General features: G+C 64.7%; 19 protein-coding genes. 12 read left to right on the top strand and 7 right to left on the bottom strand.

Going from position 1 to position 19,958, the window contains the following annotated elements; genetic code table 11:
* Positions 1-4: 4 nt before the first annotated feature.
* The 3 genes from NHH88_18570 to NHH88_18560 are packed head-to-tail and all read right to left on the bottom strand — an operon-like array spanning position 5 to position 3,176.
* Entirely contained in the window at positions 5-769 is a 765-nt protein-coding gene (locus NHH88_18570; GenBank protein USX11711.1) for a methyltransferase domain-containing protein, read from the bottom strand.
* On the bottom strand, positions 766-1,725 hold the full coding sequence (locus tag NHH88_18565) for a glycosyltransferase family 2 protein (GenBank protein USX11710.1): 960 nt from the start codon (positions 1,723-1,725) through the stop codon (positions 766-768). The genes NHH88_18570 and NHH88_18565 overlap by 4 nt, the downstream gene beginning before the upstream one ends.
* Positions 1,722-3,176 carry a lipopolysaccharide biosynthesis protein gene (locus NHH88_18560; GenBank protein ID USX11709.1) on the bottom strand — a complete coding sequence of 485 codons (1,455 nt, stop codon included), beginning with the start codon at positions 3,174-3,176 and terminating at the stop codon, positions 1,722-1,724. Before NHH88_18560 ends, NHH88_18565 begins: the two co-directional genes overlap by 4 nt.
* A 167-nt stretch (positions 3,177-3,343) precedes the next feature.
* Between NHH88_18560 and NHH88_18555 the strand changes: the two genes are divergently transcribed.
* From NHH88_18555 to NHH88_18520, 8 genes are all read left to right on the top strand, one after another.
* On the top strand, positions 3,344-4,288 hold the full coding sequence (locus tag NHH88_18555; protein ID USX11708.1) for a glycosyltransferase: 945 nt from the start codon (positions 3,344-3,346) through the stop codon (positions 4,286-4,288).
* 360 nt (positions 4,289-4,648) lie between these two features.
* Entirely contained in the window at positions 4,649-5,938 is a 1,290-nt protein-coding gene (locus NHH88_18550) for a nucleotide sugar dehydrogenase (protein USX11707.1), read from the top strand.
* A 2-nt stretch (positions 5,939-5,940) separates the two neighbouring features.
* Positions 5,941-6,996 (top strand): NAD-dependent epimerase/dehydratase family protein, encoded by a 1,056-nt coding sequence (locus NHH88_18545; protein ID USX11706.1) that lies wholly within the window; start codon positions 5,941-5,943, stop codon positions 6,994-6,996.
* Positions 6,997-7,078: 82 nt separating this feature from the next.
* Positions 7,079-8,479, top strand: a complete 1,401-nt coding sequence (locus NHH88_18540; protein ID USX11705.1) for a TIGR03013 family PEP-CTERM/XrtA system glycosyltransferase — start codon at positions 7,079-7,081, stop codon at positions 8,477-8,479.
* Between the two features lie 18 nt (positions 8,480-8,497).
* Positions 8,498-10,576 carry a PEP-CTERM system histidine kinase PrsK gene (gene prsK, locus NHH88_18535; GenBank protein ID USX11704.1) on the top strand — a complete coding sequence of 693 codons (2,079 nt, stop codon included), beginning with the start codon at positions 8,498-8,500 and terminating at the stop codon, positions 10,574-10,576.
* Between the two features lie 53 nt (positions 10,577-10,629).
* Positions 10,630-11,982: a PEP-CTERM-box response regulator transcription factor gene (gene prsR, locus NHH88_18530; protein USX11703.1), complete on the top strand. Its 1,353-nt coding sequence runs from the start codon at positions 10,630-10,632 to the stop codon at positions 11,980-11,982.
* 54 nt (positions 11,983-12,036) lie between these two features.
* Positions 12,037-13,776 carry a S8 family serine peptidase gene (locus NHH88_18525; protein USX11702.1) on the top strand — a complete coding sequence of 580 codons (1,740 nt, stop codon included), beginning with the start codon at positions 12,037-12,039 and terminating at the stop codon, positions 13,774-13,776.
* Positions 13,777-13,779: 3 nt separating this feature from the next.
* The gene (locus NHH88_18520; protein ID USX11701.1) at positions 13,780-14,043 is read left to right on the top strand and encodes a hypothetical protein; all 264 of its coding nucleotides are present in this window, start codon (positions 13,780-13,782) and stop codon (positions 14,041-14,043) included.
* 5 nt (positions 14,044-14,048) lie between these two features.
* On the opposite strand, the gene NHH88_18515 is transcribed toward NHH88_18520, so the two are convergent.
* From NHH88_18515 to NHH88_18500, 4 genes are all read right to left on the bottom strand, one after another.
* A complete protein-coding gene (locus tag NHH88_18515; protein ID USX11700.1) occupies positions 14,049-14,435 on the bottom strand; it encodes a VOC family protein in 387 nt (128 codons plus the stop codon).
* A gap of 169 nt (positions 14,436-14,604) precedes the next feature.
* Positions 14,605-15,348 (bottom strand): NRDE family protein, encoded by a 744-nt coding sequence (locus NHH88_18510; GenBank protein USX11699.1) that lies wholly within the window; start codon positions 15,346-15,348, stop codon positions 14,605-14,607.
* The gene (locus NHH88_18505) at positions 15,339-15,626 is read right to left on the bottom strand and encodes a DUF4936 family protein (protein ID USX11698.1); all 288 of its coding nucleotides are present in this window, start codon (positions 15,624-15,626) and stop codon (positions 15,339-15,341) included. The genes NHH88_18510 and NHH88_18505 overlap by 10 nt, the downstream gene beginning before the upstream one ends.
* A 1-nt stretch (position 15,627) precedes the next feature.
* Positions 15,628-16,644: a folate-binding protein gene (locus tag NHH88_18500; protein USX11697.1), complete on the bottom strand. Its 1,017-nt coding sequence runs from the start codon at positions 16,642-16,644 to the stop codon at positions 15,628-15,630.
* A gap of 163 nt (positions 16,645-16,807) precedes the next feature.
* Between NHH88_18500 and mltG the strand changes: the two genes are divergently transcribed.
* The 4 genes from mltG to NHH88_18480 are packed head-to-tail and all read left to right on the top strand — an operon-like array spanning position 16,808 to position 19,903.
* On the top strand, positions 16,808-17,797 hold the full coding sequence (gene mltG, locus NHH88_18495) for an endolytic transglycosylase MltG (GenBank protein ID USX11696.1): 990 nt from the start codon (positions 16,808-16,810) through the stop codon (positions 17,795-17,797).
* A 19-nt stretch (positions 17,798-17,816) separates the two neighbouring features.
* Entirely contained in the window at positions 17,817-18,449 is a 633-nt protein-coding gene (gene tmk / locus NHH88_18490; GenBank protein ID USX11695.1) for a dTMP kinase, read from the top strand.
* A gap of 26 nt (positions 18,450-18,475) precedes the next feature.
* Positions 18,476-19,519, top strand: coding sequence for a DNA polymerase III subunit delta' (locus NHH88_18485; GenBank protein ID USX11694.1), 1,044 nt, complete (start codon positions 18,476-18,478; stop codon positions 19,517-19,519).
* Positions 19,520-19,522: 3 nt separating this feature from the next.
* On the top strand, positions 19,523-19,903 hold the full coding sequence (locus NHH88_18480) for a PilZ domain-containing protein (GenBank protein USX11693.1): 381 nt from the start codon (positions 19,523-19,525) through the stop codon (positions 19,901-19,903).
* Positions 19,904-19,958 lie beyond the last annotated feature (55 nt).

The following is a 19,958-nucleotide window of genomic DNA, read 5'->3' as shown; positions in this document are numbered from 1 at the left end:
GGCCTCAGACGGCGGGCTTGCGCAGCAGCGCGACGTAGATTTGATTGCGCAGCGGCGCCGGCCGGCGCATCAGCAGGGCGATCGCCTTCGACAGATACAGCAGGCGCGGCGAACCGCGCACGCGGCCCCACGGATCGCCGACCGAGCCTTCCCACACCCGGGCGAAGCCGGCCTCGGTGAAGCACTTGTTTAACTGCCATTGGCTCAGCGGCGTGATGTGGCCGTCGCGGGCGTAGTCGTCCTCGGCGAACCACTGGAACGACAGGTCGCGCATGAACATGGCGATCGAGGCGGCGGTGTCGAGGTTGGGCGTGGACAGCAACAGGGTGCCGCCGGGCTTGAGCACCTGGAAGCATTGGCGCGCGAAGTGGCGCGGGTTCTCCAGGTGTTCGATGATTTCCAGCGCGCAGATGTGGTCTTCGCTGGCGGCGCGGCCGTCGGAGAAATTCTGGTTCAGGTCGCACGTGAAGAAGGGAATCGCGCCGTGCAGGCGGAAGTTCTCGCGCACGTAGTCGGTGGCGGTGACCTCGTAGCCGGCGTCGGCCAGGCGGCGGCTCATGGCGCCGCTGCCGGCGGCCAGCTCCAGCACGCTGGCGCCGGGCGCGTTGTGGCGGCTGAACTGTTCGAAGGCGTATTCGTGCAGGCCGGGCAGCGCGTGGATCGGCAGCCCCTGGTAGGCCACGTGGCTCTTTTCACTGGCGGCGGTGGCGCGGTAATGGTCGACCAGCACGGTCGCCTTCAGTTCGGTGTCGGCGTTCATGGCACTCATGGCGTCCTCGGTGTGCGCGACGGCTGGCGCAGGAAATGAAGCAAAAAATGGCGCGTGTAGCTCAGATACTGCAGGCCGCCGGGCTGGCGCAGGCTGCGCCAGTGCCAATTGAGCGCCTCGCGCCAGCGTCCGCGTCCGAGCGCGCGCACCGAATGGTCGTGCTGCGCGCCCGACAAGTGGCGCCGGATGCGCCGCTCAATCGCGGGCGGCGGCCCGGCCGCCAGCATCTGCTGGTACAGCGACAGGTAGAACTCGAAGTAGGCGTCCGACTGCGACAACGAACCGCCCGTCACATGGACGCGGAAGGTCGGCTGCTCGATGGTGGCGACCTGCTTGCCATCCAGGCTAAGCTTGAACGCCAGCCAGGTCCACTCGGCGTACGGCTGGTAGTCGGCGAAGTAGGCGGGGCCGACGCTGTCGGTGCGGTACAGGGCGTTGCCGTTGGTGAGCCAGTTGGCCTCGAACAGCATCGCCAGCGGTTCGTGCCGCACCTGCGCCAGGTGGTTGTACAGCAGCGAATCGACGCCCTCGAAGCGGCGGTAGGCGTTGGTCACGACCAGGTCGGCCTGCGGTTGCGCATGCAGTGCGGCGAGCTTCAGGTCGGTGGCGCCGGGCAAGTATTCGTCGTCGTCGTCGATCATCGAAAAGTAGGGCGTGTCGACCATGCGGCGGCCTTCCCACACGGCGTTGGGCGCGGACGGCAGCTCGACATAGGCGTAGCGGACGTCCGGCTGCGCGCGCAGCCAGGCGCACACGCCCTCGTCAAAACGCTGGCCGTTGACCACGACGATGATTTGCACCGGCTGCGCCGACGAGGCGCGGATCGAATCGAGACAACGTTCGATCTCCATGCGGCGCGATAGCTGTGCCGTGGTCGGCACGATCACGGTCACCTGCGGCTCCGCCCGCGTAATCGCCGGCGGACGCATCGCTTCCAGGAGGGCGGCGTTTTTCATGCGGGCAAAACTTTCAGGCGGCGCAGGCAGAAGCGTTCGGCGCCTTGCGGGCGGGCGCTGACGAACCACAGCGCGAACACGGTGGCCACATAGACCAGCGCGCCGGCGCCGGCATCGATGAACAGCCGCAGCCAGGGGTTGAGGCCGTCCATGCGCGCGTCGAGCTGCCCCACCGCCATTGCCATGACCGTGACGCCGGCGACGGGCCGCCAAACGGTGCGCGCCACTTCGCCCCAGCCGAACTTGAGCAGCCGTTTGGTGGCGCTCATCTCCAGCACCACGTCCAGCAGTTGCGCGGTCAGGTAGGCGTAGCCGGCGCCGACGATGCCGTAGCGCCGCATGAAGAAGAACAGCGCCGGGAACAGGATCAGCAGGTAGCAGGTTTGCACGATGGCGACCTCGTGCGGGCGGCCCAGCGCCAGCCACACCGAGGCGTTGTTGGTCTGGGTGGCAGTGATGGCGCCGCTGATGGCGAGGATGGCGATCAACGGGACGGCTTGCTGCCATTTGTCGCCCAGCATGGCTTGCACCAGCGGCTCGGCGACGCAGGCGATGCCGATGCCCACCGGCAGGATCAGCAGGGTGATCATGCCCAGCAGGCGGAAATACGAGGCGGAGATTTGCGCCGTGTCGGCCATCTTGGAAAAGCCGGGAAAGGTGACGCGGTTGATCGGCGCCACCAGCTCGGTCGAGGGCAGGTTGGAGATCTCGTACGACACCGTGTACACGCCCAGCCCGGCCGCGCCGAAGTAGCGGCCGATGATGAAGGTGCAGCCGTCGTGGCGCAGGAAACCGAGCGCGTTATTGAGCAGCATCCATTTGGAGAAATGGAACAGCTCGCGCATGGCGCCCAGCCCGAAGCGGGGACGGTAGTCGTTCATCGCGTAGCTCATCGCCACGGTGATGGTGCGTCCCAGGCACATGCCCAGCAACAGCGCCCAGTACGAGTGCAGCATCAGCGCGGCGCCGATGGTGACGACGAAGGTGCCGACCCGGCGCACCATGATGAAGTTGAACTCCTGGCGGAAGTCCAGCTCCTTGCGGAAGTTGACCACGCCGACGTTGCCGAAGGCGTTGATCAGGTACATCAGCGACAGCACCCACATCACGCCGACCAGGCGCGGCTCGTCGTAGAACAGGGCCGCCGGGTGCGCCAGCGCCACCAGCGCGCCGGCACAGAACAGGCCAAAGATGACGTTCAGGGTCCAGACGGTGTCGTAGTGGCGCCGCTCGGCGTTCTTCTTTTGGATCAGCGCCAGGTCGAAGCTGAAGGCGCCCAGCACGTCGAGCAGGCCGCCGATGGCGGTGGCCATCGCCACCAGGCCGAAGTCGTCCGGCGCCAGCAGGCGCGCCAGCAAAAGCGTGCTGACCATGCCGATGCCGCGGTCGACCAGGCGTGCGGTGATCATCCAGACGATGCCGGTGGCCATGCGTTCGTTAATGTGCGTCATGCGGCGCGGAACCCCGGTTGGAAATGTCTGCGGCAACGTGCCTGTCTTCACAAACCGTTGTCATTTTTGCTTATTAATAAGCTATTATCATGATTCTCTCGTAAGCATTTGAGGGAGTCAAGCTTGATATTGATTTGATTACATTTATCGATCACCCAGGAGCAGCGATGTCGCAACCCGCCGTATCGGTCGTTATCCCGGTGTTCAACGCCGGCATTTTTTTGCGCGAAGCGGTGCTGTCCGTACTGGGACAGCAGGCCCTGGACGGGCAGTCGCTGCCGGTGTTCGAAGTGGTGGTCGTGGACGACCGCAGCACCGATCCGGCGACACGCCTTGTACTCGACGAGGTGGGCGCCTGGCCGATGGTTTCCGTGTTGCGTAATCACCACTCGAAGGGCGCGGCCGGCGCCCGCAACACCGGCATCGAGGCCGCGCGCGGCGAATGGATCGCCTTCCTCGACGCCGACGACGTGTGGTTTCCGCACTCGCTGGCGCAGCGCTGGCAGGTGCAGCGCCAGCACCCGGAGGCGCACTGGATCGCCGGCAAGATCAGCCTGCTGCGCCCCGGCGCCGAGGGCTTCGCGCCGCTGGCCGAACTGACCGCCGCCTGCCCGGCGTCGCCGTCGCCCGCACCGGTGCAAAGGTTGCGCCGGCCGGTCGCCGAGTTGGCGCGGGACTGCATCGTCATTCCGACCACCACCCTGATACGCCAGCGCCTGCTGGTGGCCAAGGGCTTGTTCGACGAGCGCCTGCGGCGCGCCGAGGATTACCACCTGTGGTTCCGCTGCGCGCTCGACAACGATCTGTGGATGGTGACGGAGGAGGTGGCCTACTACCGCATCCACCCGGCCAGCCTGACCCACGGCGACGCGCCGCGCTTCCTGCTGGAGGACAACATGCTGCTGATGTTGATGAACATGCCGGCCTGGCGCTCCTACCGCGCGTTGCTGATCGGCCGCCTGGACATGGTGATGCAGGACCATTGCTACTTCTATCGCGGTCGCCGCCGCTACACCGCCGCGTTGCGCTGCGCGGCGCGCTGGATACGGTTGCGGCCGTTCCATCCGGCGGCGTGGAAGGAGCTGCTGGCCAGCGGTTTGCGCGCCGGCTGACGACAAAACGTGGAATCGCAATCCCTACACCGGTGTCAGACGATTCCTACATGCAATCTTTGCGGCGAACTGTGTCGCAACTCCGCCACGCCGCCGTTGTATTCGCGCCATATGGACAAAATGGTACGGTCGAGTCCGCCATAGTAAGCGGACTCATGTAACCGGAAATAATTGTGAAAAAGCTTTTTTTATCGCTTGCATTTTTTTGTCGGTTCGATAACTATTGGCCCTAGCAAGCTTAATGTAAAAAATATATCTTTCCTGACGTTTTAATAATCATTTGTCAAACCGATTTGCAAATCGATTTGCCTAAATTTCAGGTAAGCAAAACAGGTAGTGCGTCACTTCTGGGGTTCTGCGATGGAAAACACGAACGTGGTAGCCGTCATCGGTTTGGGCTATGTCGGCCTGCCGTTGGCGGTGGAATTTGGCAAGCGTCGCAACACGGTCGGTTTCGACCTGTCGGCGAAGAAGATCCAGCACTACCGCGACGGCGTCGACCCGACCGGCGAAGTGAGCGAGGCACAATTGCGCGCGGCCGAAGGCCTGCGCTACACGGACGATCCGGCCGAGCTGGCCGAGGCCGATTACTTCGTGGTGGCGGTGCCGACCCCGGTCGACAACGCCCACAACCCCGACTTCACGGCGCTGGCCGGCGCCAGCGAAACGGTGGGACGCCACATGAAAAAGGGCGCCATCGTGGTGTTCGAGTCAACCGTTTATCCTGGCGCCACCGAGGAGGTCTGCATCCCGCTGCTGGAGAAGCACTCGGGCCTGAAATGGCGCGAGGATTTCCACGTCGGCTTCTCGCCCGAGCGCATCAACCCGGGCGACAAGGAACACACGCTGACCACCATCCTCAAGGTCGTCTCCGGCGACGACGCCGACACCTTGGAGAAGGTCGCGGCGTTGTATGAGTCGATCGTCACGGCCGGCGTCTACCGCGCCTCCAGCATCAAGGTGGCCGAGGCGGCCAAGGTCATCGAAAACACCCAGCGCGACCTCAACATCGCGCTGATGAACGAGCTGGCCATCCTGTTCGACCGCATCGGCATCGACACACTCGAAGTGCTGGAAGCGGCCGGCACCAAGTGGAACTTCCTGCCGTTCCGTCCGGGCCTGGTCGGCGGCCACTGCATCGGCGTCGATCCCTACTACCTGACCCACAAGGCCGCGACCCTGGGCTACCACCCGGAAGTGATCCTGGCCGGGCGCCGCATCAACGACGGCATGGCCAAGTTCGTGGCCGAGAAAACCGTCAAGAGCATGATCGCGGCCGGCTGCTACGTCAAAGGCGCGCGCGTCAACGTGCTGGGCCTGACGTTCAAGGAAAACTGTCCCGACCTGCGCAACTCCAAGGTGGCCGACATCGTCGCCGAACTGAAATCCTACGGCGTCGAGGTGCACGTGCACGATCCGGTGGCCGCCAGCGCCGAGGCCTATCATGAATACGGCATCGAGCTCGAAGGCTGGGACTACCTGCCGCGCGCCGACGCCATCGTCGCCGCCGTGCCGCACCGCGAACTGCTGGCCATGCCGATCGGCGAATTGCAGGCGAAGTTGACCCCGCGGGGCTGCTTCATCGACATCAAATCGGCGTTCGACACCGCCAAACTCGCCCAAGCGGGACACTGCGTCTGGCGCCTGTGATCATGGATGACCACACCCGAGGCGCGACGGCGTACGCCGCGCTGCTGCATGAGCTGCCCGCCAACTCGAAACGCTGGCTGGTGACCGGCGCCGCCGGTTTCATCGGCTCCAACCTGGTCGAGGCGCTGCTGCGGCTGGGCCAGCGCGTCACCGGCATGGACAACTTCGCCACCGGCCATCAGCACAACCTCGACCAGGTGCGCGCGCTGGTCGGCGAGTCTGCCTGGGCCAACTTCTATTTCGTCAACGGCGACATCCGCGTGCCGGGCGATTGCATCCGCGCCTGCGAGGGCGTCGACTACGTATTGCATCAGGCGGCGCTCGGTTCGGTGGCCCGTTCCATCGAAGACCCGGCCGCCACCAACGCCACCAACGTCGGCGGCTTCCTGAACATGCTCACCGCCGCGCGCGACGCCAAGGTTAAACGGTTTGTCTACGCCGCCTCCAGCTCCACCTACGGCGACCATCCGGCCCTGCCCAAAATCGAGGAGCAGATCGGCCGGCCGCTGTCGCCGTACGCGGTGACCAAATATGTCAACGAGTTGTACGCGGAAGTGTTCGGGCGCTGCTACGGCATGGATACCATCGGCCTGCGCTACTTCAACGTCTTCGGCCCGCGCCAGGACCCGAACGGCGCCTACGCCGCCGTGATTCCGCAGTGGGTGGCGGCGCTGATCGCCGACGCCCCGGTGCGCATCAACGGCGACGGCGAGACCAGCCGCGACTTCTGCTACATCGACAACGTGATCCAGGCCAACCTGCTGGCGGCGTGCAGCACCGATCCTGCCGCGGCCAACCAGGTCTACAACGTCGCGCTGAACGAGCGCACGTCGCTCAAGCAGCTGCACGCGATGATGTGCGCGTTGCTGGAGCCGCGCTTTCCACGGCTCGGCGGCCATACGCCGCAGTACACGGATTTCCGGCCCGGCGATGTGCGGCACTCGCAGGCCGACATCGACAAGGCCCGTAAGCGACTCGGCTACGAGCCCACACACCGCATCCAGGAAGGCCTGGCGGTGGCGATGGACTGGTATGTCGACAGTCTAAGTACGCGGTAGGGGAGACCAGAAGGGCGCGACGCCGGCGGTAACGGCGCCGATAGCTCTCAACGTTGCAGTCCATGTTGGTTGGGGATACGGTATGCTGAAAATTTCAAATCACTACGTGTCGAAGGTGGCGGCCAGTCTGCTGTTGATCGAGATAATGATGTTAATGGCGGCCTTCCACGCGGGCGCGGCGATCCTGCTGCTGCCGGCGGGCACCGGCGCGCCGCCGCTACACAATCTCATGGCCTCGGCGCTGACGTTCGCGCTGGCGATCGTCTTTAGCATGAGCACCTTCGGCATGTACCACCAGGACCTGGCGCAGGGCTTCCGCCCACGCCTGTTCCTGCAACTACTGCCGGCGTTCGCGATGGCCGTCGGCATCCTGGCGGTGGTGTTCTACGTGGCGCCGAGCCTGTACGTCGGGCGCGGGGTGTTGCTGCTGGTGCTGGCTATCGCGCTGGCCGGTGTGGTGCTGGTGCGGGCCATGTTCGTCAGCGGTTCGCAGTCCAAGATGCTGACGTCTCGGCTGATCTTCCTCGGCCACGGCGCCGTCGCCAAGGAGTGCGGCGAGCTGGCCGCCAACACCGGCAGCTACCAGAAATACCAGATCGCAGGCTACGTCGCCACGCCGAACGAGGCTTGCTGCGTCAATACCGGCGCCTTGCTCGACATGGACCTGGGCGACTCGCTGGTCGAACTCGCGCGGCGCTACAAGGCGCGCGAGATCGTCGTCACCGTGCAGGAACGGCGCGGCGGCGCCTTGCCGATCAAGGACCTGCTCGAGTGCAAGCTGCATGGCATCAAGGTGATCGACGCCACCACCTTCTTCGAGCGCGAAAGCGGCCAGATCCGGGTCGACTCGCTGCAACCGAGCTGGCTGGTGTTCGGCGGCGGCTTCGACCAGAGCCCCGTGCGCATCGTCATGAAGCGTGTGTTCGACCTGGTGGTTAGCGCCGTCATCCTGGCGCTGGCGCTGCCGGTGATGTTGCTGACGGCGGCCGCGATCCGCTTCGAGGACGGCGGGCCGGTGTTTTATCAGCAGGAGCGGGTGGGCAAGGACGGCCGCCGCTTCTTCATTCTTAAATTCCGCAGCATGGGCATCAACGCCGAGCAAGCCGGCGCGCCGCAGTGGGCGATGGTGCGCGATCCGCGTGTGACCCGGATCGGCAACATCATCCGCAAGTGCCGCATCGACGAGCTGCCGCAGCTGCTTAACGTGTTCAAGGGCGAGATGAGCTTTGTCGGACCGCGCCCGGAGCGGCCGTATTTCGTCGACCAGCTCAACGCGCAACTGCGCTTCTACCAGCTGCGCCACAGCATCAAGCCGGGCATCACCGGTTGGGCCCAAGTGCGCTACGGCTACGGCGCCTCGGTCTCCGACGCCATCCAGAAGCTGCAGTACGATTTGTACTACGTGAAGAACAACAGCCTGTTCCTGGACGTGCTGGTGCTGATCGACACCCTCAAAGTGGTGCTGTTCGGCGGCGGCCGCTAGGTGCCTGGTGGGGGCGTGATGCACGGCCGCATAGACAGCCTCAGTTACGGGCTGGCCGCGCTCGCGTTCCTGGCGCTCGCCGCGCTGCTGCTCGGCGGCTGGAGCCGGCGCCGCCACGCGGGCGCGCTGCTGCTGGCTTGCCTGTGCTGCGCCGCCTGGGCCGCGCTGATCGCCGCCGACGCCGCCGGCCTGGCTGGCGCCGGGCGCTGGGTCGACGTCATGGAGGTAGCCCGCAACGCCGCTTGCAGCTTCTTCATTTTGCGCCTGCTCGGCTATCCGCGCGCCGATGCCAGATGGCGCTGGTATGGCTATTGCGCCGGCTATGGCATCGCGATCTTGCTGGCGCTGTTGCCGGGCTGGCGCTTGGCCGAGGCCGAAAAGCTGGCCGAGGTGGAAGGGCTGGCGCTGGCGGTTCTGCTGGCCATGCGCACCGTCATGGCGGTGGCCGGCATGGTGCTGGTCGAGCAGTTGTACCGCCAGAAGGATGCGCAAAGCCAGTGGGCCGTCAAGTACGCCTGCCTGGGCATCGGCGGCATCTTCGCCTACGATTTCTATCTGTACTGCGACGCCATGCTGGTGCGCCGCGTCAGCGCCGACATCTGGGCCGCGCGCGGCGTGGTCAACGCGCTGACCGTGCCGCTGATCGCCGTGGCGGTGGCCCGCAGCGCGTCCTGGCCCAGCGGCATGCTGCTGTCGCGCCAGGCCATGTTCCATTCCGCCGCGCTGCTGGGATCGGCCGCCTATCTGATGACGATGGGCGCCGTCGGCTACTACTTGCGCTATGTCGGCGGCAACTGGGGCGGTCTGATACAGGTCGGCTTCCTGTTCGGCGCCATGCTGCTGCTGGCCGGCGTGCTGTTTTCCGGCACCTTCCGCTCGCGCCTCAAGGTCTTCATCAGCAAGCACTTTTACCGCTACGACTACGATTACCGCGAGGAATGGCTGGGCTTTACGCGCAAGCTGTCGCAGCAGACTCCGGGACCGGCCGAGCGCGCCATCGAGGCGGTCGCACAACTGGTGGAAAGTCCCGGCGGCGCGCTGTGGATCTGGCGCGACGGCGAGCGTTTCACCCTGGCCGCGCAATGCCAGATGACGGTGCCGCCGGCGGCCGCGAGCGGCGGGGCCCAGAAGGGGGAGCAGGAAGGGGACGCCGCCTTCTGCCAGTCGATCGAGCGTAACCAGTGGGTGATTGACCTTGGCGAGCCCGTGCAGCGGGCATCGGTGCCGGCATGGCTGTCGCGCTTGCCGCGCGCCCGGCTGGTGGTGCCGTTGATGTTGCAGGACCGCCTGTTCGGCGTGTTGCTGTTGCAGGAGCCGCGCAGCGCGCTGCGCCTGAACTGGGAGGTGATCGACCTGTTGAAGGTGGCCGCCAGCCAAGTGGCGGGTTATCTGGCGCTGCAGGAAACCACGACCGCCCTGATGACCGCGCGCCAGTTCGAGTCGTTCCACCGTATGTCGACCTTCATCGTCCACGACCTGAAGAACCTGGTGGCGCAGTTGTCTCTGATGATACCGAACGCCAAACTGCATCTGGACAATCCCGAATTCCAGCAAGACATGCTCGACACAGTCGAACATGGCGTACAGAAAATGAAGCTGATGCTGCAAAAGCTGCAACGCAGCGACGCCCCCGAGGCGGCCGGGCCGATTGAGCTGGCGACCATGCTGGCGCAAATGGTGGCCCTGCGCGGCAGCACCATGCCCAGGCCGGTGTTGCGCTGCGATGAGCCCGGCCTGTGCGTGATGGCGGCGCACGGCCGCCTGGAGCGGGTGCTGGGCCATCTGCTGCAAAATGCCATCGAGGCCACGCCGCACGACGGCGAGGTGGCGCTGCGGCTGCGCCGCGATGGGGAGGAAGTCTTGATCGAAATCAGCGATACCGGGCAGGGCATGACGCCGGAGTTCATCCGCGAGCGCCTGTTCAAACCGTTCGAATCGACCAAGGCGGCAGGCATGGGCATTGGCGCCTTCGAGAGCCGCGAGTACGTCGCCGAGCTGGGCGGACGGCTGGAGGTGCACAGCGTACCGCTGCGCGGCACCACCTTCCGTGTGGTGCTGCCCGGCTGGCGCGCGGCGGACGTTCCCGTAGCAGCATAAGTACAAGCAGCATAAATACAAGCATTCCGGCCTGAAAGCCAGAGAGGTAGGTTATGGCGAACAAAGCCAAGTTATTGATCATCGAGGACGACCTGGGGCTGCAAAAGCAGCTGCGCTGGAGCCTCGACCACTACGACATCGCGCTGGCGGACAACCGTTCCAGCGCGCTGGCGCAACTGCGCCGGCACGAGCCGGCCGTGGTCACGATGGACCTGGGCTTGCCGCCGGACCCGGACGGCGCCACCGAAGGGCTGGCAACGTTGCGCGAGATCCTGGCGCTGGCGCCGGACACCAAGGTCATCGTCCTGACCGGCAACCAGGACCACGCGCACGCGCTCAGCGCCATCGCCGCCGGCGCCTACGATTTCCACCAGAAGCCGGTCGATCCCGGCGTGCTGGGCCTGGTGCTGCAGCGCGCCTTCTATCTGCACGGCCTGCAGCAGGAGAACGTGCGCATGCGCGAGGTGCAAACCACCTCCGCCCTGAGCACCGTCATCAGCCGCGCGCCGACGATGCAAAAGGTTTGCCGCAACATCGAGAAGGTAGCACCGACCTCGGCCACCGTGATGCTGCTGGGCGAGAGCGGCACCGGCAAGGAGGTGCTGGCGCGCGGCCTGCACCAACTCAGTCCGCGCGCCAACCAGCGCTTCATGGCCATCAACTGCGCGGCGATACCGGAACACCTGCTCGAGAGCGAGCTGTTCGGTTACGAAAAGGGCGCCTTCACCGGCGCCGCCAAGCAGACCAAGGGCAAGGTCGAGATGGCGCAGGGCGGCACCTTCTTCCTCGACGAGATCGGCGACTTGCCGATGGCCTTGCAGGCCAAGCTGCTGCGCTTCCTGCAGCAGCGGGTCATCGAGCGGGTCGGCGGGCATGAAGAGATCGCGGTCGACGTGCGCGTCGTCTGCGCCACGCACCAGGACCTGAAGCAGCTGATCGCCCAGGGGCGCTTCCGCGAGGATTTGTATTACCGCCTGTCCGAGATTGTGATTCCGATCCCGCCGCTGCGCGAGCGCAGCGGCGACGCCACCCTGCTGGCCTACCATTTCCGCAATCTGTTCTGCGCGCAGGAAGGTCGCAGCCGCATCGAGTTCAGCCAGCAGGCGCTGGCGGCGGTCGAGGCCTGGCAATGGCCGGGCAATGTGCGCGAGATGGAGAACTGCATCAAGCGCGCCATCATCATGGCCGACGGCCCGCAGATCGTCGCCGAGGACCTGGGCCTGGACGCGCCCGAACAGGCGGCGGACGACTTCAACCTGCGCCAGGTGCGCGACCGGGCCGAGCGCGAAGCCATCGTGCGCGCCCTGGTGCGCTGCGAGAACAACATCCTGCGCGCCGCCGAACTGCTGGGTGTGAGCAGGCCCACACTGTACGACCTGATGCACAGGCACGCGATTGATGCCTGATCCGACAATGTTGTACAGTACGCCTAATCTTTAACACTTTAAGACAGGGCGAATATGGCGAGCAAATCCAAGTCCGCAGTCGGCGGCAAAAACAAGATGTCGGCCAGCCTGGCCGTTTTGTTGGCATCCAGCGAGGCCGAGCAGGTGACCGGCGCGCCGAATCTGCTGTCAGTCAGAAAACGCGTCCCGAACCTGGCGCCGATTTACCATGTGCTGGTCCGCTGTACCGATCCGCAGACCAAATCGGTCGCCGGTATCAAGCTCGCCAAAGGCGCCGGGGAGGTGATGACGGCGCTGGTGCCAGCGTCCAAGTTGATGGAGTTTGCGCTCGATGAGAAGGTGGCGCGCGTGTCGGCGCCAAGACGCCTGCGCCCGCTGATGGATATCGCCGGACCGCTGGTCGGCGCGCCAGAATATATCGCGCAGAACAATGTCTCCGGCCAGGGCGTGATTGTCGGCGTCGTCGACACCGGTATCGATGTCAACCATCCCGCGTTTGCGGGCCGCGTTCTGAAAATATGGGACCAGGAGATCGCGGGGGACGGCCCCGGGGCCGGCTATAGCAAGCTCGGCCGCTTGCTGACCGGCGCCGCGATGGACGCTAGCGCGGACATGCACGGCCACGGCACCCACGTGGCGGGCATCGCCAGCGGCGCGGTGGCGCCGTTCAGCGGCATCGCCGGCGCCGCCGAGCTCATCATCGTTAAGACCAATTTCCAGAACAGCGCCATTGTCGAAGGCGTGCGCTGGATCTTCGAAGAAGCGAAAAAGCTCGGGCGCCCATGTGTCGTCAACCTCAGTTTGGGCGGCCACTTCGACGGCCACGACGGCGAGGACGACACCAGCGTGGCGATCAGCGATGAATGTGGCCCAGGCCGGCTGGTGGTGGCGGCGGCCGGCAACGAGGGCGGCGATCCGATCCATTCCAGGCAGCGGGTCGATTCCGCCAAAGCCGTGCGCTTCGAGATCAAGGTGCAGCCCAAGCGGTCCGACCTTTCCGCGCCGTGGTTCCTGATCAACGGCTGGTACTCGGGCAAGACCAAGTGCGAGGTGCGGGTCATCAGCTCGACCGGCGCGGCGACGCCGTGGCAGGGCTTGCTCGACACCGATCCGGCCGCGAAGACGACTATGTTGGGCAGCGACCAGGTGGTCGTCTCGACGCCCGAATCGCTGGCGCCGGGTGGCGACCGGCAATTCCTGGTGGAGGTATCCGGCCAGGGCGCGGTGCAGGGCGGCCTGTGGAAAGTGGAGGTGCGCCGTAAGTCGGGCTCGGCGTCCGACGTCGATGTCTGGTTGTTGAGCGATCAGGAGCGTTACGGCTCGGCGGAGATGGTCTCGCCGTTGTTCGATACCCTGGTCGGCTCGCCCGGGTCGGGCCAGGAAGTTGTCACGGTGGCTTCCTATACCTCGCGCAACCAATGGGTCGATATTTCGGGGGCGCCGCAATCGGTGGGCTTGACGCCGGATACGATATCCGAATTCAGCAGCCCGGGTCCTCTGCGCGGCGGCGCCTTGAAGCCGGACGTGGCCGCGCCCGGCGCGATGATCGCGTCCGCGTTGTCGTCGGCCTCCAGCGTCGATAAAAGCGATGTGATCGCCCAGGGCTATCGCGTGATGGCGGGCACCAGCATGGCATCGCCCGTCGTCACCGGCCTGCTGGCGCTGTTCCTGGAATCCAATCCGAAGGCGACGCCGGCGCAAGCCAAAGCCTGGCTGAAAAAGAATTCGGCCGTGCCCGGTTCGCCCGCTGGCGCGCATGATATAAAGTGGGGATATGGCCTGATCAAGGTATAGATCATGAGTGGTACCAAGTTTGACGCCGCCCTCAGCCTGGCGCTGGTGCGGCCACAAGAGGGCAATGTCGATGTCTCGGTGCGGCTGCGATCGCCGCTGACACCGGACGAGGCAAGCGAATTACAGGGCCTGGGCTGCGCCGATGCCGATACCCGGCGACGGGTGCTGTTCGCCTCGTTGCCGGCCGACGCTTTGAGCACGCTTGCGCGGCATGACAAGGTTGCGCAGGTCTCCCTGGTCCAGAAGATGGCGCCTAATATCAAGTAAGCGGGTTATTGTCCGGCGGGAGGTTGCCAGAGCTCGACCTTGTTTCCCTCAGGGTCGACCACCCAGCCGAACTTGCCGTATTCCGAGTCGTCTGTGTTTTCCAGCACATGGCAGCCCTCGCCGCGTAAAAGCTGGAGCAGGGCAGTCAAATCTTCGACCCGGTAGTTCACCATGAACGACGAAGCGCTGGGCGCGAACTGATTGTTGTCTGCCGCGCCGATCGACCAGATGGTCGTACCCTTGGTCGGGTTACCGGCCTGGTCGGCCCAAGTGAACGCCGCGCCACCCCAATCCTGCACGTCGATGCCCAGATGCCGCTTGTACCAGGCGCGCAGCGCGACCGGATCTTTCGCGTGGAAAAAGATGCCCCCGATACCGGTCACACGCTTCATAGAGAATCTCCAAGACCCGTCAAAACGCCATATCAAACTCTAGCATAGGTTGGGACCGAGACAAGCAGTTGATTACGTAGGGCGGATTAACGAAGCGTAATCCGCCATCGCCGAACCACCAACACCGTTAGCACGAGCCCGTGTAGCAATGGCGGACCTGACCCCGGAGTTACTGAATCAACATCTCATGCAGGGTGGCGTGCGCGTCGGCATACAGCTTGACCACGGTCGACGTGCGCGTGCCGTAGCTCGGGCTTTCGATCCGCACCGCCGACAGCATCCGCTCCAGGTCCAGCGGCACGCCCGTCTCCGGCAGACGCTGGTCCGGCGCTGGGGCCGTGTCGGCGAGCATCTCGAAGAACGCCTCGTCCGGCGCCCCCAAACACAGCAAACTGGCGAACTGCGCCTTGGTCTTGACCACCTTCGGCCACGGCGCGTCGAGCAGCGCGTTCGATAGCCCGTACACCCCAGGTTCGAGCGGCTTGCCGTTGCGCGGGTCGTCGTCGCCCCGGTTGGAGAACCAGATCAGGGTGTCGCGGTCGCCCAGCACGAGGTTGAAGCCGTTGTAGGCGTCGGCGCCGTCGCGGATCGCGTCGACATATTCCTGCGGCGTCATGCAGCCGGCCAGGAAATCGGCCACCAGCCGCCCGCGCGAGGGCGCCTCGTCGCGGTGCTCTGACGGCGCGCGGATGTTGGTGATCGCCGCGAAGCGCGCCGCACCGCCGCATTCGGACGGTTGCGTGATGCCCATCCAGCTGCCGCCGGCCTGCAGGTCGCGGCCGGCGAAAATTTGCGGATGCTCCGGCCACGGCGCCGCCGGCGCGGTGGCGCGCTGATAAAACTCGTCGCGGTTGGCGGCCGCCACCAGCGGCACCGCCGGAATGACCCGCCAGGCAAAAACGATCAAACACATGGCACTAAATCCGTAAAAACTTCGGTGTGGCGCGGGCCGCTGGTCCATGCGGACAGACCGGACCGTTGGACGGCTTCGTCCAGCGCCGCCGCGAAAGCGGCCGGCGTGCCGGCGTAGACTTCCATCCACGTCTGCAGGCCGTCCCTGGCTTCGGGACGGCGCTTGAGCTGGCAGGCGACGCCGTGCCGCCGCGACAGCTCCGCCTGCATCGAGACGACCGCAGCCTGCAAGGAGGCCGTGTCGGCTTCCTTGACCTGGTAATAAATATAGAGATCCATGCTAGAGGTCGAGCGGGTCCAGCATGTACGGCATGTCGAGGAAGGCCAGGGCGGGGCCCTGCGCCGAGCCGAGGCGGACCGAGGCCGCTTCGATCGCGGCCAGCTTCATTTCGACCAGCGCGTCGATGCCGCCGTTGCCGTTGGCTGCGGCGTTGACGATCATGCCGCAGGGCTGCTCGGGGTCGGCCGTGGCGAACACTTCGGCGCCGGCGGCGGCCGTCGGGTCGGGGATGCTGACCAGGGTGGTGCGACGCTTGAGCTTGCCGAGGTACTGGCTGCGGGCGACGATTTCCTGGCCCGGGTAGCAACCCTTTTTAAAGTTGACGCCGCCCAGCAGCTCCAGGTTGACCATCTGCGGGACGAACTGTTCCTGCGTGGCCTTGGCGATCTGCGGGATGCCGGCGTGGATTTCGGACAAGTGCCAGGCCTGGTTGCCGCCGACGGTCAGGCGATCGGCCAGTTCCGCCGCGACCGTTTGCGCAACCTCGGCCGACAGCAGCCACTGGTAGCGGGCGGCGCCGAAGGCGTCGGCCACGCGGATCAAGGTGCCCAGCGGGTGGTCGACTTTGGCGAACGGTTTGGCGGGCAGGGTGTCGAACCACGTTTGCAGCACGGCTTCGGCCAGGCCGCCGCCCAGGCCGAGGACAACCTGGTTGGCGGGCGCCTCGGTGGCGTCGCTGAGTTTGGCTTTGGCGCGCAAAACGAACATCGACAGCCGCTTTTGCACGGCGACCTGGATGTCGCGCGATAATTGCAGGAAGATAGTCGTCTCGCTGCGCCACATCAGAAACGAGGCCAGCAGGCGGCCCTTCGGCGAGCAGTAGCCGGCCAGGCGGGCTTCGCCCAGGCCGAGGTGCTCGACGTCGTTGGTGAGTTGGTTGTGCAGGAAACCGGCCGCTTCCTCCCCATCCAGCGCGATCAAGCCCTGGTCGGTGATGGGCGCGACAAAACCGACCGCCAGCGCGGTGGGCGTCAGCGGGGCGGACGGCTGTGCTAAAAGTTCATTCCAAGAAGACATAATTTCCAATAGTTTGACGATTAAAGCATTATCATTACGGGCTCATTATAGTGATGTCCCGAAGATCGCGTCGGATGCCGTGCAAAACGCGGCGCTGGCGGTCTGGTCCGAGAAGTGGCAAGCTGTACCCGATTTCAGTTGATCCTACAATCCGGCTCGAACAATGGCATTTATCAAAAAAATAATTACACTCTGCGTTCTCCTGGCAATCGCCGGCGGCGGTTACTTCATGTATTGGTCGCAGGCCCCGATTATCGTCGGCGACGTCGAACCGATACCGTTCACCATCCTTCCGGGCAGCGGCGCCCACGCGGCCGGCGAGCAAATCTCCGATGCCGGCATTCCGATGGGGCCCTTGCTGTTCAACCTGCTGGCCCGCGTGACCAATAAAAGCGGCCGCTTGAAGGCCGGTTCCTACGAGCTCAAGCCTGGCGTCACGCCGCTTAAGCTGATCGACCAGCTGGTGCGCGGCGAGTTCGCGCAGGAGCAGCTGACCATCATCGAAGGCTGGACCTTCCGCCAGATGCGCGCGGCCATCGCCGCCCATCGCGGCCTCAAGCACGACACCACCTCGCTGAGCGACCAGGAGGTGATGAACGCCATCGCCTCCGAATACAAGCAGCCCGAGGGCTTGTTCTTCCCGGACACTTATCTGTTCGCCAAGGGTGCCAGCGACTTGCAGATCTACCGCCAGGCGCATGCGTTGATGCTCAACCGCCTGGCTTCGGCGTGGGAAAAGCGCGATCCGGCGCTGCCGTACAAGAATCCGTACGAGGCGCTGACGATGGCGTCCATCGTCGAGAAGGAGACCGGACAAAAGTCCGAGCGCAACATGATCGCCGCCGTGTTCGTCAATCGGCTGCGCATCGGCATGATGCTGCAGACCGATCCGACCGTGATCTACGGCATGGGCACCAAGTACGAGGGCAACATCCGTAAAAAGGACCTGGAGACTGACACCCCGTACAATACCTATACGCGCAGCGGCCTGCCGCCGACGCCGATCGCCTTGCCTGGTGTGCAGTCGCTGGCCGCCGCGCTGGCGCCCGCCAAGACGCAAGCCCTGTATTTCGTAGCCCGTGGCAACGGCACCAGTAAATTTTCCGATAACCTGACCGACCACAACCGGGCAGTGAATCAGTACCAGAGATAGCAACTGCGATAAAAACTACATGACTCAACAAAGCGCCACGCAACACAGCGGCAAATTCATCACCTTCGAGGGCATAGACGGGGCCGGCAAGTCGACCCACATCGCGTTCGTCAGCGAATACATCAAATCGCGCGGCATCGCGCTGGTCAGCTCGCGCGAGCCGGGCGGCACGCCGCTGGGCGAAAAGCTGCGCGAACTGGTGCTGCATGAAAAGATGCACCTGGAAACCGAGGCGCTGCTGATGTTCGCCAGCCGCCGCGAGCATATCGCGCAGGTGATCGCGCCGGCGCTAGCCGACGGCGCCTGGGTCATTTCTGACCGCTTTACCGACGCCAGCTTCGCCTACCAGGGCGGAGGCCGTGGCATGGACCTGGCCAAGCTGGAGGCGCTGGAGCAGTGGGTGCATCCGCATCTGCAGCCGGACCTGACCCTGCTGTTCGACGTGCCGCTGGAAGTGGCGCGGGCCCGGCTCGACGCCACCCGGTCGCTGGACAAGTTCGAGCAGGAGAAGGCCGATTTCTTCGCCGCCACCCGCAACGAGTATCTGCGCCGCGCGACCCAGTTCCCCGAGCGCTTCCGCGTGATCGATTCGACGCAGTCCATTGCGGAGATCCAGCTGCAGATCGGCGCAATACTTGACGATCTACTTTAAACGCATCAGCTAAGTAACTGAATATAATGAGTAATACCATCTATCCGTGGCAAGAATCGTCGTGGACGCAGCTGCAACAGCTGCGCCAGCGCATGCCGCACGCCATCCTGTTCCACGGCGCCGCCGGCATCGGCAAGTCGGACTTTATCGAAAGTTTCGCCCAAGGCTTGCTGTGCGAGGCGGTGCTGCCCGATGGCCACGCCTGCGGCCAGTGTGCGTCGTGCGGCTGGTTCGCGCAGCAAAACCATCCGGACTACCGCCGCGTGCGTCCGGAGGCGCTGGAAGACGAGCCGACCGCCGAAGGTGGTGAAGACGGCGAGGCGGAGACCAAGAAGTCGGCCAAGTCGGCCAAGGCGCCGTCCAAGGAAATCAAGATCGAGCAGATACGCAATCTGGCCGATTTCATGAACATCTCGACCCATCGCCAGGGCTTGCGCGTGGTGGTGCTATATCCGGCCGAGGCGCTGAACATGCCGGCCTCGAACGCTTTGCTGAAGACGCTGGAGGAGCCGCCTCCGGGTACGGTGTTCCTGCTGGCCTCCAACAGCCTAGACCGCCTGTTGCCGACCATCCTGTCGCGCTGCCGCAAGTTCGCGCTGCCGATGCCGAGCCATGCCGAGGCGCTGGCCTGGCTCAAGGCGCAGGGCGTGGCCGACGCCGACAGCTGGCTGCGCGAGCAGGGTGGCGCGCCGCTGGCGGCCATGGCGCAGGCTGAGACTGGCAACCGCGACGATCTGGAGGTGCTGCTGCAACTGCTGGCGCGACCGAGTGTCGAGGGCGCGTTGAAAGTTGCTGATAAACTTCAAAAAGTGCCCCTGAGCGCGCAAGTATCTTGGCTGCAACGCTGGCTTTATGATTTGTTTTCCTACAAACTGGCAGGTAACATCCGTTACTATCCCCGCTACCAGAAAGAGCTGGCCGGGCTGGCGGACAAGATCCACGTCAGCAAGCTGTTGGCGGCGATCAAGGGTGCCAACGAGCGTCGCGCGACCTCAGACCATCCGTTGTCGCCGAAGCTGTTTTTGGAGGATATGTTGCTCGACTATACCGCCTCAGTGTCTGAAAGGTAATCCATGTCCGCTGCCAGTCCCATCGACCCGAACACCGTGCCAGTCGCGCGGCCGACGGTGTTGTCGCTGGCAATCAAGGAAAAGGCGGCACTGTATGCCGCCTACATGCCTTTCCTCAAGAACGGCGGCATGTTCGTGCCGACGCAAAAACCGTACAAGCTGGGTGACGAGATCTACCTGATCCTGGCGTTGATGGACGACCCCAACAAATATCCGATCGCCGGCAAGGTCGCCTGGATCACCCCGCCCGGCGCGCACAACAACAAGGCGCAGGGCATCGGCGTGCATTTTCCGGACGACGAGAGCGGCCAGCGCGCGCGCCTGCGGATCGAGGAAATCCTCGGCGCCGCGCTGAGGTCGTCACGCGCCACGCATACCCTGTAAGCGTCTTTGCGAACTGCTGCGCCGGTGGGCCTGCCCCGTCCGGGGTACAATATCG

Source organism: Oxalobacteraceae bacterium OTU3CAMAD1 (assembly GCA_024123915.1).
GTDB lineage: Bacteria > Pseudomonadota > Gammaproteobacteria > Burkholderiales > Burkholderiaceae_D > Rugamonas.
The sequence above is the reverse complement of the archived record's forward strand: the minus strand, read 5'-3'. Positions and strand labels throughout refer to the sequence as shown.